The organism is Pseudomonas sp. MYb327 (genome assembly GCF_040438925.1).
Taxonomy (GTDB): domain Bacteria; phylum Pseudomonadota; class Gammaproteobacteria; order Pseudomonadales; family Pseudomonadaceae; genus Aquipseudomonas.
Genome location: NZ_CP159258.1, coordinates 5,903,152 through 5,916,498, shown reverse-complemented (window position 1 = coordinate 5,916,498; position 13,347 = coordinate 5,903,152). Strand labels below are relative to the sequence as shown.

Here is a 13,347-nt window from a genome sequence, read left to right as displayed (position 1 = left end):
TAAGCACTGCCCCCGGGGCGATCAAAGTGTCATATCTGCCTAACTGTCGGCGCTTTCGCCCTGTTGCGAGCAGAGCACACGGCGATAGAGCGCCGCCTGCAAATCCTCGAATTTCACCGGTTTGCTCAGATGATCAATCAGCGCGCCGGTCGGGCAGCGTTCTCGATCAGCACCTTGGGCAATCATGAACAAGGGCAAGTCAGCACAGCCCGGCAAGGCGCGAATCTGGCAGCAGACCGATACACCATCCGACGACGGCAACTGACCATCGATCAGCACCGCGTCAAAGGTTTCACGTTGCAAGCAATCGAGTGCGGCGGCACCACTGTCAGCGGTGCGCACCCGAAAACCGAGTTTGAGCAACATACCGCGCATCACTAACTGATTGATGTTGTTTTCATCCACCAGCAACACGGTGCAGTCCTGTGGCAATCGCAGGCGCGCAAAGTCGCCGGCCATGAAGGACACAGGCGGGCGCTCCAGCGCGGGCACTTCGAATTCCACATCCAGCTGAAAGCGGCTGCCACTCCCAGGCTCCGAGCGGTGCGTCAGGCGCCCGCCGAGCAACTCGACCAACTGGCGACAGATCGCCAGGCCGACGCCCAGTCCACCGTATTCGCGGGTCATCGAACCGTCGAGCTGGAAGAACCGCTGATACATCGTCGCCTCACCCAGATCGGTGAAACCGATACCCGTATCGATCACCGCAAAGGACAACGCCATACGATCGTTATCCAGCGTTTTCCCGCTCACCCGCAGCGCCAGTCCACCCACCCGGGTGAACTTGATGGCGTTGTCCAACAGGCACTCCAGGCATTGCGCCAACTTGGCGCTGTCGCCGTGCAAGCGGTCCGGAACACCGGGCGCGACGTCGACCTTAAAGTCCAGCGACTTGCTCGCCGCATTGCCGTCGAACTGCACGCGCAACGCCTCGACCACACCGCGCAGGCTGAAATTCGATTGAGCGACCCTGAGCTTGCCGGCCTGCAATTCGGTCAGGGTCAGAATGCCGTTGACCATGCGCATCATGTCCCGTGCCGACCCAGCGGCTGTTTGTTGATATTGCTCGAGCTCCGGGTCCATATCGACGGTTTGCATCAGCTCCAATGAACCGATCACGCCATTCATCGGGGTGCGCAATTCGTGAGTCAGGGTGGCGAGGAATTCGTCCTTGAGCTTGTTACTGCGCGCCAGTTGCTGGTTCAGCACCTCAAGCTTTTGCCCGGCGTCGAGCAGGGTTTGCGCCTGCTGCTCACGCATGGCGTTGATGCGGTCGGCCAAGGCCAGGGACAACAGCGCCACTTCAATGGCCGAGCCGATCTGGCTGGAATACATGGTGAGGAAAATGTTCGGCAGATAACCCAGGACCATGAGCGTATTGACTATGCCGCCCAGCAAGAACGCCGACCAGGCAATGATGAAATATCGCGCCACCCGCAGGCCACGCAGCCAGGCAAAAATCCCCGCGGCAAAAATCACCACCGTGAAGGTCAACGCCAGGGCTGTTGCCAGGCGCAAAGCCAGGGCGTAACTGGTCATCAACGACAAAGCGACCACGACTGCGCTGAACGCGACCAAGGCCAGCAGCACCCAATCCAAACGTCGACTGTGCGTCGCGGTCTGCAAGAAACTGCGGGCGAACTGACTGCCGAACAACCCTGCGCAACCGATGAAAAACGGCGTCGCGGCGTTGGCCCACCAGGGATTGTCCGGCCAGAAATACTGCACGGCCGCACCGTTCACCGACAGCTGATACAAGCCAAACGAAGCGATGTAGACGATGTAATAGAGGTAGCTGGTATCACGCACGCTGAGGTAGATGAACAGGTTGTAGACCAGCATCCCCAGCAACACACCGTAGATCAGTCCCAATACATAGAGGCGCACCGGTTGCTCTTCGAGATACGCGGTGCTCGACCACAAGGTGACGGGCGCCTGGATCGACCCCTGGCTTTGCAAGCGCAAGAAAACGGTTTGCGTTTGGTCAGGGGTGAAATCCAGATTGAACAGGTAATTGTTCTGACGAATCTCGCGGCTGGCAAACGGCAAGGCATCGCCGGTTTGCCGAACCAATTGATAGTTGCCGGAAGCATCGGGCAGGTAAAGATCAAGGTGATCGAGGGGCGGATAGGCCAGTTCCAGCAACCAGGTCCGTTGCGCCGCCGGGTTGGTCGGGCGGTAATGCAGGTCGATTTTCAGCCAGAACACCGAGCGCGAATAACCAGCGTTGAGGGTGGCTTTATCGTGGGATTTGAAATTGCCAGCCGCGGCTTGCGCGCGCACATCGGCGACGGAGGCCTGACCGCTCACGTCTTCGAACACTTGCAGGGAGCGACCCAGGGGAAGGCTTTGGGTGAACTCATCGAATTCGACGGCGTTGGCCAAATAGGGCAAACACAACATCAACATCAGCAAATAGCGCATTTATGCCCCAGCGTGGCCTGTCCGGTCCTGTCAGGAAGCCCCCCATTCCTTTTGAGTAGACGTAAAACCGGTGGTACCTGTTATTGGTTTGGATCCACTCTAGCATAGCCGCTGATGGCTAATGAGCACTACAGAAATTTTTCCTACAAAGGCTCTAGAACGGGCGTTACAGCGGAGATTATTGAGATAGAGCGGTTGACTTGATGAGATTCTTCAAACGCATCACGGACAGGAAGCACCTGTGGCGAGGGAGCGTACTCCCGCTGGACTGCGAAGCGGCCCCAATACACTCTGTCAGCATTACCACGTCGCCTGACTTTACGACTGCTTCGCCGCCGAGCGGGACGGGGCGACGATTCGACAAGCTTCCTCGCCACAATGTATCGCCCGGACTGCTTGTCGTTACACCCGAAAAAACATGTTTGGTGGTAAGCTCGCGCACCATGAATATCTACAGCTCTCGCCCCGTTGTCCTCTGTCTTTCCGGCCACGACCCAAGTGGTGGCGCCGGCTTGCAGGCAGATATCGAAGCCCTGCTCGCGCAGGGTTGCCATGCGGCTCCGGCCGTCACCGCCCTGACCGTGCAAGACACGGTCAATGTCACTGACTTCCGTGTCCTCGACCGTGAGTGGGTGTTGGCCCAGGCCAACGCCGTGCTCAACGATTCCGAAGTCGCAGCGGTCAAACTGGGCATGCTCGGTTCCCTGGAAATGGTCGACACCGTGGTCGAACTGCTTTCAGCGCACCCGCATTTGCCAGTGGTCTGCGACCCGGTGCTGCGCGCCGGCGGCGGCGGACGCCTGGGCAAGGACGAAGTGGGTTACGCCATGCGCGAACGCCTGCTGCCGCTGTCGATCATCGCCACCCCCAACCTTCCTGAAGCCCGCATCCTCGCCGAACTGCCCGAAGGCACCGCGGACGAGTGCGCTGAAAAGCTCCTGCCCTTCGTCAAACACCTGCTGATCACCGGCGGCCATGGCGACGAAACCGAAATTCACAATCGCCTCTACAGCCGCGATGGTCACCGCGACACCTTCACCTGCCAGCGCTTGCCGGGCAGTTATCACGGTTCGGGCTGCACGCTGGCCAGTGCGCTTGCCGGTCGTCTGGCCCAGGGTGAAAACCTCGCCAGTGCCGTTCAGACCGCGCTTAACTACACGTGGCGCACCCTGCGCGATGCCGAGCAGCTGGGCAAAGGCCAATTCGTGCCACGCCGCCTGCCGCTGGACTTCTGTTCGTAACTTTCCATTAGCACTGCGGTGAGGCTTGCTTGATGAAACTACGTGGCCTGTACGCCATTACCGACAGCCAGTTGCTGGCCGGTAAATTTCTTTCGTACGTGGAGGCGGCGCTGGAAGGCGGCGTCACCCTGCTCCAGTACCGCGACAAGAGCAGCGATGAGGCCCGTCGGCTGCGCGAGGCCGAAGCCTTGCGCGATTTGTGCGAACGCTACAAAACGCAGCTGATCATCAATGACGATGCCGAACTGGCGGCACGCCTGAACGTTGGCGTGCACTTGGGCCAAACCGATGGTCCGTTGTCCCCGACTCGTGCGCTGCTCGGCTCCAAAGCCATCATCGGCTCGACGTGCCACGCGCAAGTCGAACTGGCCGAGCAAGCCGCCAGAGAAGGCGCCACTTACGTCGCCTTCGGCCGCTTTTTCAACTCCAACACCAAACCCGGCGCGCCGACTTGCAGCCTCGAACTGCTCGATCAGGCCCGCAGCAAATTGCACCTGCCTGTTTGCGCAATCGGTGGCATCACCCTGGAAAACGCCGCCCCGCTGGTGGCCCACGGCGTCGATCTGCTAGCCGTGGTACATGGCCTGTTTGGCGCCGAGAGTACGGCTGAAGTGACCCGCCGCGCTCGCGCATTCAACGAATTACTAAAAGTCTGAGAGCCCGATCATGTCTCGTTCCGAAACCCTGTTTGCCAATGCCCAGAAACACATTCCCGGTGGTGTGAACTCGCCGGTCCGCGCGTTCAAGAGCGTTGGCGGCACGCCGTTGTTCTTCAAGCACGCCGAAGGTGCCTATGTTACCGACGAAGACAACAAGCGCTACGTGGATTACGTCGGCTCCTGGGGCCCAATGATCCTCGGCCACAGCCATCCAGACGTGCTGGATGCGGTACGCAAGCAACTGGAACACGGTTTGTCCTACGGTGCGCCGACCGAGATGGAAACCCAGATGGCTGATCTGGTGTGCTCGCTCGTGCCGTCGATGGAAATGGTGCGCATGGTCAGCTCCGGCACCGAAGCAACCATGAGCGCCATCCGCCTGGCCCGTGGTTTCACCGGCCGCGACAGCATTATCAAATTCGAAGGCTGCTACCACGGCCACTCCGACAGCCTGCTGGTCAAGGCCGGCTCCGGCGCCCTGACCCAAGGCGTGCCGAGCTCGGCCGGCGTGCCGGCGGCGTTTGCCAAGCACACCCTGACCCTGCCGTTCAACGACATCGACGCCGTTGAAGCCATGCTCGCCGAAGTCGGTCAGGACGTGGCCTGCATCATTGTCGAGCCAGTGGCCGGCAACATGAACTGCGTCCCGCCAGCACCGGGTTTCCTCGAAGGCCTGCGGACCCTGTGCGACAAGCACGGCGTGGTGTTGATCTTCGACGAAGTGATGACCGGTTTCCGTGTCGCCCTCGGCGGTGCCCAGGCGCACTACGGCGTCACGCCTGACCTGACCACCTTCGGCAAGATCATCGGTGGCGGCATGCCGGTCGGCTGCTTCGGCGGCAAACGCGAAATCATGCAGCGCATCGCGCCGCTGGGTCCGGTCTATCAGGCCGGTACGTTGTCGGGTAACCCGTTGGCGATGGCGGCCGGCCTGACCACCCTGCGCCTGATCAGCCGCCCAGGTTTCCACGACGATCTGACCGACTACACCACCCGCCTGCTCGACGGCCTGCAAGTACGTGCCGATGCCGCGGGCATTCCGTTCGTGACCACTCAGGCCGGCGGCATGTTCGGTCTGTACTTCAGCGGCGCCGACGACATCGTGACCTTCGATGATGTGATGGCCAGCGACGCAGCCCTCTTCGGTCGTTTCTTCCACTTGATGCTGGAAGGCGGTGTGTACCTGGCACCGAGCGCATTCGAAGCCGGCTTCACCTCGATCGCCCACGGCGACGCCGAACTGAAGTTGACTCTGGATGCCGCCGAGCGCGCATTCGCCGCACTGAAATAACGCTGTCATGCTGACGTTGGCCATGGCCAGCGTCAGCTTTCACCTGCATTCCCGCGTTTTTTCTTACTCATCTGCCTGTAATCTCCCGCAAAGTGGGCGATATATTTCCCGCGCAGCAGAAAAACGAGTAAAGACTTTGTAAGGTTGGCCCTGCTTATTTCATAATGCGCGCTTATTGGATCCCCTCGATGGGTCCGCGCGCCCTTCAGAGGTAAGTCGATTCCCATGAACCGCACCGGCCGCGCCCTTTCACTGGGCTGCCTGTTGCTCCTTCAGCCCCTGCTCGCGCTCGCACAAGCAGGCGGTAACTCGTTGTTAATCCCAGCGATGGGTCGTTGCACCCTCAATACCCAGCCGCAAGACCTGGCACAGGCGCTCGCCGCCTGCCAAAAAGCGTCGGATGAAGGGGATGCGCAAGCACAATACGAGTTGGGTGAGTTCTACTACGAAGGCAAAAACACCCCGCGCGACCTCAATCAAGCCCTGAGCTATTTCGAAAAGGCCTCATTGCAAGGCCACGCCCAGGCGCAATTCAAACTCGGCAGCATGTTTTTTCACGGCGAAGGCGTACCGGCCAATAACATTCAGGCATACATCCTGCTGAAAATGGCAGCGGTCAATGGTGCCGAAGATGCGCTGGACACCGCCGATGAAGTCACCGAGAAAATGCCCCGCGAAGAACTCGAAGTTGCCACCCAGGTGCTCGGGCAAATTTTCCGCAAATACCTGATGGAATTGCAGAGCGCCGATGGGCGCACGCCGTTCTCGCCATTACCCTGAATTGATAGCCGTCCCCTGTGGCGAGGGCGCTTGCTCCTGCTGGGGCGCGAAGCGGCCCTGATTGCTGCAACTACGGCTCATCTGATACACCGCATTGCCTGGCTTTACGACTGCTGCGCAGCCCAGCGGGAGCAAGCTCCCTCGCCACAGAAAGCGCTGTAGCGTTTTACTTCTCAGGCATCGGCATCGGAAACGGCATGACATTGCCGACCGCACCGCGGGCTTCGCTGATTTTTGGCGTGCCCAGGCGCTCGACTTCATCGATGCGCACGATCGAATGCATCGGCACAAAACTGCGTACCACGCCTTCGAACTGAGCCTTGAGCTTTTCTTCGCTCGGATCGACGACCACTTGCGTGCGCTCGCCAAAGACGAACTCTTCCACTTCCAGAAAGCCCCACAGATCACTTTGATAGATCTGCTTGGCGTACATTTCGAACACCTGGCCCTGGTTGAGGAAAATCACCTTGTAGATTGGAGCTTCACGTTTGGTCATGGTGGGCGGGTAACACATCGAGGGATAAAAAAGAGGGCGCGAACTATAGCATAGCCGTCGGACGCGCAGCGGTAGGAACCTGGGTACATGTTCCCTATAATGCGCGGTTCTTTGAATCACGTGATGACTCTTTCCATGGCCAAGAAGCTTTACATCGAAACCCACGGTTGCCAGATGAACGAGTACGACAGCTCGCGCATGGTCGATCTGCTGGGCGAACACCAGGCCCTGGAAGTGACCGCCCGCGCTGAAGACGCCGACGTGATCCTGCTCAACACTTGCTCGATTCGCGAGCGCGCCCAGGACCGTGTCTACTCGCAACTCGGCCGCTGGCGCGAGCTGAAACTGGCTAACCCGGACATGGTTATCGCCGTCGGCGGCTGCGTGGCCAGCCAGGAAGGCGCCGCCATTCGTGATCGCGCCCCCTATGTTGACGTGGTGTTCGGCCCGCAAACGCTGCACCGTCTGCCGGAAATGATCGACGCCGCACGCAGCAGCAAATTGCCGCAAGTCGACGTCTCGTTCCCGGAAATCGAAAAATTCGACCACCTGCCAGAGCCGCGCATCGACGGCCCTAGCGCTTACGTTTCGGTGATGGAAGGTTGCAGCAAGTACTGCACGTTCTGCGTGGTGCCTTACACCCGCGGCGAAGAAGTCAGCCGACCGTTCGACGACGTGATCGCCGAGATCATCCACCTGGCTGAACACGGCGTGCGCGAAGTGACGTTGCTGGGGCAGAACGTCAACGGTTATCGTGGCACCACCCACGACGGTCGCCTGGCCGATCTGGCCGAGCTGATCCGGGTGGTCGCCGCCGTCGATGGCATCGACCGCATCCGCTACACCACTTCGCACCCGCTGGAATTTTCCGACAGCCTGATCCAGGCCCACGCCGAAGTGCCGGAGTTGGTCAAACACCTGCACTTGCCGGTGCAATCGGGGTCGGACCGCATCCTCGCGGCGATGAAGCGCAATCACACCGCACTGGAATACAAATCCAAACTGCGCAAGCTGCGGGCTGCCGTGCCGGGCATTTGCATCAGTTCGGACTTTATCGTCGGCTTCCCCGGCGAAACCGAGAAAGACTTCGAACAGACCATGAAGCTGATTCAGGACGTGGGTTTCGACTTCTCCTACTCGTTCGTCTACAGCCAGCGCCCGGGCACACCAGCCGCCGATCTGGCCGACGAAACGCCGGAAGAACTGAAAAAAGAGCGACTGAACGCCCTGCAACATCGCCTGAACCAGCAAGGTTTCGAGATCAGCCGACAAATGGTCGGTTCGATCCAGCGGATTCTGGTGACCGATTATTCGAAAAAAGACCCGGGCGAGTTGCAAGGCCGGACCGAGAATAACCGTATCGTCAATTTCCGCTGCGACAATCCGACCTTGATCGGCCAGTTCGCCGATGTGCACATCGATGCCGCACAACCGCACTCGCTGCGCGGCTCGCTGATTCAATAACACCGATCCCTGTGGGAGCTGGCTTGCCAGCGATTGGGCCAGCAAGCCCGACAGTGATGTCGCCAGTTACATCGCCATCGCTGGCAAGCCAGCTCCCACAGTGAAATGCATTGTTCTTGAGAATGGGTTGATCCATTTAAGAGCTTTCGCACCCACGCCACTGGCGCTATCCTTGAACTCATCACTATTGCCCCAGGGCGGCTAAATACGACCTTGAACGCACCCATCGAACCACATCGTTTCATCCTCGAGCCTTTTGAGGCTCGCCGCTTCGCCAATCTGTGCGGGCAATTCGACGAGCATTTGCGCTTGATCGAACAACGCCTGACCATCGAGATCCGCAACCGCGGAAACCAGTTCGAGCTGATTGGCGAGCCCAAACACACCACCTCCGCGGAAAACCTTCTGCGCCGCCTGTACCGGGAAACCAAGGGTACCGAGCTGTCGCCGGACATGGTTCACCTGTTCCTGCAGGAATCCGCCGTCGAGGCACTCGAAAACCACTCGCCCGCCGAACCGTCCGTCGCCCTGCGCACCAAGAAAGGCATGATTCGCCCTCGCGGCTTGAATCAGCTGCGCTACGTGAAGGAAATCCTCGGTAACGACATCAACTTCGGCATTGGCCCGGCCGGTACCGGCAAGACCTATCTGGCCGTTGCCTGCGCGGTGGATGCGCTGGAACGCGAGCAAATCCGTCGCATCCTGCTGGTTCGTCCGGCGGTCGAGGCCGGCGAAAAACTAGGTTTCCTGCCCGGCGACCTGAGCCAGAAGATCGACCCGTACCTGCGCCCGCTCTACGACGCGCTCTACGAAATGCTCGGCTTCGAATACGTGGCCAAGCTTATCGAACGCCAAGTGATCGAAGTTGCTCCACTGGCTTATATGCGCGGCCGGACGCTGAACAACAGCTTCATCATTCTCGACGAAAGCCAGAACACCACCGTCGAGCAAATGAAAATGTTCCTGACCCGGATCGGCTTCGGCTCGACTGCGGTTATCACCGGTGACATCACCCAGGTCGACCTGCCTCGCGGCACCAAGTCCGGGCTGCACCACGTGATCGAAGTCTTGAAAGATGTGCCGGGTATCAGCTTCACGCACTTCCAGCCCAAGGACGTTGTGCGCCATCCATTGGTGCAGCGGATTGTCGAGGCCTACGAGCGCTTCGAAACCAAAGCGGCCGATGATGCTGCCGCCAAGGACAGCCGCCGCGATGCTTGAGCTTGATCTGCAAATCGCGACCGAAGCGCCCGCCCCCAGCGAAGCCGAGTTCCGCCAATGGTGCGAACTGGCTCTGCGCCAGCGTACCGCCGACTCCGAGATGACCATTCGCCTGGTCGACGAAGCCGAAGGCCGCGAGCTGAATAACACCTGGCGGCAAAAGGATTACGCCACTAACGTCTTGTCATTCCCCGCCGATGTGCCGGACGAGTTTCTCGACATCCCTCTGCTGGGCGATCTGGTGATCTGCGTGGCGGTGGTCGAGCGTGAAGCCGCCGAACAGGGCAAGGAACTCAAGGCCCATTGGGCGCATCTGGTGATTCACGGCTGCTTGCATCTGCTGGGTTACGACCATATTGATGATGACGAAGCCGAAGAGATGGAAGCACTGGAACGAACGTTGCTTGCAGAACTGGGCTATCCCGATCCGTACGCGGATGACGAAATTGAAGTCCCCCTTACCGAAATAACAAAGGATTCAGAGTAATCGCTATGAGCGAAGATCGATCGAGCAACGGGCAGAAGTCTTGGCTGGGTAAGCTCACCCAGGCTTTTGCCCACGAGCCGAAAAACCGCCAGGAGCTGCTGGAGCTGCTGCGCGACGCACACCAGAACAAACTGTTGGACAGCGAAGCGCTGGCCATCGTCGAAGGCGCCATCCAGGTCGCTGACCTGCAAGTTCGGGACATCATGGTCCCGCGCTCGCAGATGGTCAGCATCAAGGCGACCCAGACACCCCGCGAGTTCCTGCCTGCCGTGGTCGACTCGGCACACTCCCGCTACCCGGTGATCGGCGAAAGCCACGATGACGTGATGGGCGTGTTGCTGGCCAAGGATTTGCTGCCGTTGATCCTCAAGGAGAACGGCGACAGCTTCAACATCAAGGATCTGCTGCGCCCGGCCACTTTCGTGCCGGAGTCCAAGCGATTGAACGTGCTGCTGCGTGAGTTCCGCGCCAACCACAACCACATGGCCATCGTCATCGACGAATACGGCGGCGTGGCCGGCCTGGTGACCATTGAAGACGTGCTGGAGCAAATCGTCGGCGATATCGAAGACGAGCATGACGTCGAGGAAGACAGCTACATCAAGCCGCTGCCAAGCGGTGATTTCCTGATCAAGGCCCTGACGCCGATCGAGAACTTCAACGAGTTCTTCGACAGCGAGTTCTCCGACGATGAGTTCGACACCGTCGGCGGCCTGGTGATGAGCGCATTCGGGCACTTGCCAAAACGCAACGAAATCACTGAAATCGGCGCCTATCGCTTCCGCATCCTGAATGCCGACAGTCGTCGCATTCATTTGCTGCGACTGACACCTATCGCCCGGTAAAACCTAAGGATTGAAATGCGCTGGACAACCCGCCCCGGCTGGCCCGGTAACCTGCTGGCCGTGGCGGCCGGTGCAATCACCACCCTGGCCCTGGCGCCATTCGACATCTGGCCGCTGGCATTGCTGGCGGTCGGGCTTTTCTATGCCGGCTTGCGTGAACTGAGCCCTCGTCAGGCCTTGGGTCGTGGATGGTGTTTCGGTTTCGGCCTGTTTGGCGCCGGCACGAGCTGGATTTATTACAGCATTCACCACTTCGGCGGCGCTTCAGTGCTGCTGGCCGGGTTCCTGATGCTGATCTTCACGGCCGCGATCGCCTGGTTCTTTGCCCTGCCCGCCTGGCTTTGGGCACGCTGGCTGCGTCGTAACGAAGCGCCGCTGGCCGATGCCTTGGCTTTCGCGGCGCTGTGGGTCGGCCAAGAGGCATTCCGTGGCTGGTTCCTCACGGGTTTTCCGTGGCTCTACTCCGGTTACAGCCAACTCGACGGCCCACTGACCGGGCTCGCACCTGTCGGCGGGATGTGGCTGATTTCCTTCACCCTGGCCCTGACTGCCGCACTGATCTACAACGGCATGCGCCTGGTTCGCACAGGTCGCAAGGTTTTCATCGCGATGGGTGCCCTGCTACTGGTGGGTCCCTGGGTCGCCGGCCTGGCACTCAAGCACCACGCCTGGACCAGCCCTGCGGGCGCACCGCTGAGTGTCGCGGCGATTCAGGGCAACGTCGAACAAAGCATGAAATGGGATCCGGCGCAGCTCAATGCGCAACTGGCGCTGTACCGCGACATGAGTTTCAGCTCCAAGCGCGTCGACCTGTTGATCTGGCCGGAAACCGCAATCCCGATACTCAAGGAGTCCGCCGAGGGCTACCTGGGCATGATGGGCAAGTTCGCTTCCGAGCGGGATTCGGCATTCATCACCGGCGTACCGATCCGCGAAGTCGTGCGTCACGAAAAGCGCTTCTTCAATGGCATCACTGTGGTTGGCGAAGGCGATGGCACTTACCTCAAGCAAAAACTGGTGCCATTTGGCGAATACGTGCCGTTGCAGGATATGCTGCGCGGGCTGATCGCCTTCTTCGACTTGCCGATGTCGGACTTTGCCCGAGGCCCTGCCGATCAGCCTATGCTGCAAGCCAAGGGCTATCAGATTGCGCCGTTCATCTGCTACGAAGTGGTGTATCCGGAGTTTGCCGCGAGCCTCGCCGCCCAGAGCGATCTGCTGCTGACGATCAGCAACGACACCTGGTTCGGCACCTCCATCGGCCCGCTGCAACATTTGCAGATGGCTCAGATGCGAGCCCTGGAGGCAGGGCGCTGGATGATCCGCGCCACCAATAACGGCGTGACCGGCCTGATCAACCCGTTCGGGCAGATCACCACGCAGATTCCGCAGTTCGAACGCGGCATTCTTTATGGCGAAGTGGTGCCGATGCACAACCTGACGCCTTATCTGCAATGGCGTTCGTGGCCGCTGATCATTGTTTGCGTGCTGTTGTTTGGTTGGGCACTGATTGCGAGCCGGATGGCTAAAACGGTCTGACTTTCAACCCCTAAGGGAATGAGCTTTTGTGGCGAGGGCGCTTGCTTCCTCGCCACAAAAGCCTGCCAGCCATGGCTATCGATAAAACAACGAATACCCGACCTGCCCCACCGCCTCATTCAACAACTGCCCGCTCTGCCAGATCGCCTTGAACTCTGGCAACCAGCCACCCAGCGGCCGGGCGTTATCCACGCCTAGAAAGCCCATCGGCGCAGGCACTACTTCAAATCCGGCCTTGCGGAAACTCCAGACCGACCGCGGCATATGCCGGGCTTGCGTAACCACCACCACACGCTTGATTCCTTCAGGCAACAACACTTCGGCGCTGAACTGCGCATTTTCCCAGGTCGTGCGGCTGCGTGCTTCCTGCCAACGCACGTTCACGCCGAAATCATCGCGCAGTGAATCGGCCATCAATTTTGCTTCGCTCGGCGGCGTACCGTAATGCAGGCCGCCACTGGTCAGAATCGGCAGGCCCGAAGCCTTGGCCAGGCGCGCCGCATAGCGCTCCCGTTCCAGGCCTATCCCGGTCGGTTGATCGGCGCCCCATGCCGGATCGCCTCTCTCGCGTCCCGAGCCCAGAATCACGATGGCATCAGCGCGCTGCCCCAGCGTTGCCCATTCGTTCAACGCGAGCGGTGGCTCTCGCTCCAGCAGTTTGGCACTCCACTGCACCACGACAGGCAGGCTCATCAGCCAGAAACCGCCCAGCCCCAGAGCAAAGCACAAACCGGCGAGCCTCGGACGCGAGCGACGCAACCACCAGGCAAGCGCCAACAAAAGCAACAGAATGCCGGGGGGCAAGAGAAGTTGTTTCACGAAATAACGAAAAGGCATCGAGCATCTCCATGAAGATGCTCGAAGCCTAAGTGGGTTGAAGCGATGCGACAATAAATACGG

12 protein-coding genes are annotated in these 13,347 nt (G+C 59.8%); 9 read left to right on the top strand and 3 right to left on the bottom strand.

Annotated elements, in window-relative coordinates:
• Positions 1 to 39: 39 nt before the first annotated feature.
• A complete protein-coding gene (locus ABVN21_RS26790) occupies positions 40 to 2,424 on the bottom strand; it encodes a 7TM diverse intracellular signaling domain-containing protein (RefSeq protein WP_339555910.1) in 2,385 nt (794 codons plus the stop codon).
• 443 nt (positions 2,425 to 2,867) lie between these two features.
• Between ABVN21_RS26790 and ABVN21_RS26785 the strand changes: the two genes are divergently transcribed.
• The 4 genes from ABVN21_RS26785 to ABVN21_RS26770 all read left to right on the top strand — a co-directional run bounded on the left by ABVN21_RS26785 (position 2,868) and on the right by ABVN21_RS26770 (position 6,395).
• Positions 2,868 to 3,665: a hydroxymethylpyrimidine/phosphomethylpyrimidine kinase gene (locus ABVN21_RS26785; RefSeq protein WP_034148145.1), complete on the top strand. Its 798-nt coding sequence runs from the start codon at positions 2,868 to 2,870 to the stop codon at positions 3,663 to 3,665.
• Positions 3,666 to 3,697: 32 nt separating this feature from the next.
• Positions 3,698 to 4,321: a thiamine phosphate synthase gene (gene thiE, locus ABVN21_RS26780; protein ID WP_339555909.1), complete on the top strand. Its 624-nt coding sequence runs from the start codon at positions 3,698 to 3,700 to the stop codon at positions 4,319 to 4,321.
• A 10-nt stretch (positions 4,322 to 4,331) separates the two neighbouring features.
• Positions 4,332 to 5,615: a glutamate-1-semialdehyde 2,1-aminomutase gene (gene hemL / locus ABVN21_RS26775; protein ID WP_339555908.1), complete on the top strand. Its 1,284-nt coding sequence runs from the start codon at positions 4,332 to 4,334 to the stop codon at positions 5,613 to 5,615.
• Positions 5,616 to 5,840: 225 nt separating this feature from the next.
• Positions 5,841 to 6,395 (top strand): tetratricopeptide repeat protein, encoded by a 555-nt coding sequence (locus ABVN21_RS26770; protein ID WP_034148142.1) that lies wholly within the window; start codon positions 5,841 to 5,843, stop codon positions 6,393 to 6,395.
• A gap of 166 nt (positions 6,396 to 6,561) precedes the next feature.
• Here the strand turns inward: ABVN21_RS26770 and ABVN21_RS26765 are convergent, their stop codons facing one another.
• Positions 6,562 to 6,891 carry a DUF1820 family protein gene (locus ABVN21_RS26765; protein WP_003185742.1) on the bottom strand — a complete coding sequence of 110 codons (330 nt, stop codon included), beginning with the start codon at positions 6,889 to 6,891 and terminating at the stop codon, positions 6,562 to 6,564.
• A gap of 135 nt (positions 6,892 to 7,026) precedes the next feature.
• Between ABVN21_RS26765 and miaB the strand changes: the two genes are divergently transcribed.
• The 5 genes from miaB (at position 7,027) to lnt (ending at position 12,447) form a co-directional block, all read left to right on the top strand.
• Positions 7,027 to 8,355, top strand: coding sequence for a tRNA (N6-isopentenyl adenosine(37)-C2)-methylthiotransferase MiaB (miaB, locus tag ABVN21_RS26760; protein ID WP_339555907.1), 1,329 nt, complete (start codon positions 7,027 to 7,029; stop codon positions 8,353 to 8,355).
• 213 nt (positions 8,356 to 8,568) lie between these two features.
• Positions 8,569 to 9,576, top strand: coding sequence for a PhoH family protein (locus tag ABVN21_RS26755; protein WP_339555906.1), 1,008 nt, complete (start codon positions 8,569 to 8,571; stop codon positions 9,574 to 9,576).
• Positions 9,569 to 10,063: an rRNA maturation RNase YbeY gene (gene ybeY / locus ABVN21_RS26750; protein ID WP_339555905.1), complete on the top strand. Its 495-nt coding sequence runs from the start codon at positions 9,569 to 9,571 to the stop codon at positions 10,061 to 10,063. Before ABVN21_RS26755 ends, ybeY begins: the two co-directional genes overlap by 8 nt.
• 5 nt (positions 10,064 to 10,068) lie before the next feature.
• On the top strand, positions 10,069 to 10,908 hold the full coding sequence (locus tag ABVN21_RS26745) for an HlyC/CorC family transporter (protein WP_016773041.1): 840 nt from the start codon (positions 10,069 to 10,071) through the stop codon (positions 10,906 to 10,908).
• A 15-nt stretch (positions 10,909 to 10,923) separates the two neighbouring features.
• Positions 10,924 to 12,447 carry an apolipoprotein N-acyltransferase gene (gene lnt / locus ABVN21_RS26740; protein WP_339555904.1) on the top strand — a complete coding sequence of 508 codons (1,524 nt, stop codon included), beginning with the start codon at positions 10,924 to 10,926 and terminating at the stop codon, positions 12,445 to 12,447.
• Positions 12,448 to 12,522: 75 nt separating this feature from the next.
• Here the strand turns inward: lnt and ABVN21_RS26735 are convergent, their stop codons facing one another.
• Positions 12,523 to 13,284 carry a YdcF family protein gene (locus tag ABVN21_RS26735; RefSeq protein ID WP_339555903.1) on the bottom strand — a complete coding sequence of 254 codons (762 nt, stop codon included), beginning with the start codon at positions 13,282 to 13,284 and terminating at the stop codon, positions 12,523 to 12,525.
• Positions 13,285 to 13,347: the final 63 nt, after the last annotated feature.